Raw genomic sequence first — 702 nt, 5'->3', positions numbered from 1 at the left:
ACCGCCGTAGTCGTAGGAGTTGGGCAGGCCGAGTTCCTGGGCGCGCTGGGGTTCCCAATGCAGGCGCTGCACGGTGTCGGGGATGTTCAGGTCGTTGGGCGGGTACAGGCCGGGCGCCTTCCGGCGGATCCGGTGCGCCAGGCGGAACGAGCCGGGCGGGGTGAGCTGCATGCCCCAGCCCAGATGCCACACGACCACGTCGGTCGTGGTGAGCGGCCCCTTCACGCGGGGTTGCAGCTCGTCGCCTACCTGCACGTCCTCCCAGTAGCGGGGCTCGGCGCCACGCCGTGACTCCGCCGCATAGGCCGCGTCGATCTCGGCGAGCTGCTCGGGGGTGTAGGGCTCCTGGACGAGCTTCTCCTTGGCGACCTTCTTGGACGTGTGCCGCTCGGCGTTGATCCACGTACCGCGCCGCACCGCGTGCAGGTCGCCCGCGCCGTTGGTGTAGAGGAAGTCGTGCGTGATGTGGACGGTGCGCTTACCGAAGCTGCTGGGCTTCGGCTGGACGCCCACCTGGGCCTGGAGCATCCGGCAGCGGTCGCCCAGCTCCAGCGGGCGCCACCACTCGAACTCCATCACCGCCTGGTAGGAGCCCAGGCCAGCGAACGGATCGCCCTTCAGCAGCGCCTTGGTCTCGGGATCGGGCTTGGGCGCGGCGTCCTCCCCCATCGTGTAGAGAAAGGTGGGCGGCGCGATCAGCTC

At 69.8% G+C, this 702-nt stretch carries 1 protein-coding gene; it reads right to left on the bottom strand.

All coding sequences use genetic code 11. The features are described from left to right. Nucleotides 1–702: hypothetical protein (locus tag ACGWYJ_RS38960; protein WP_395111732.1), on the bottom strand; the 702-nt coding region annotated here is incomplete at both ends.

Origin of the sequence: Actinomadura sp. SCN-SB (assembly GCF_043906805.1) — a bacterium.
Lineage (GTDB): Bacteria > Actinomycetota > Actinomycetes > Streptosporangiales > Streptosporangiaceae > Spirillospora.
Note: the sequence above shows the minus strand (reverse complement) of the source record. Positions and strands in the feature narration are given on the sequence as shown.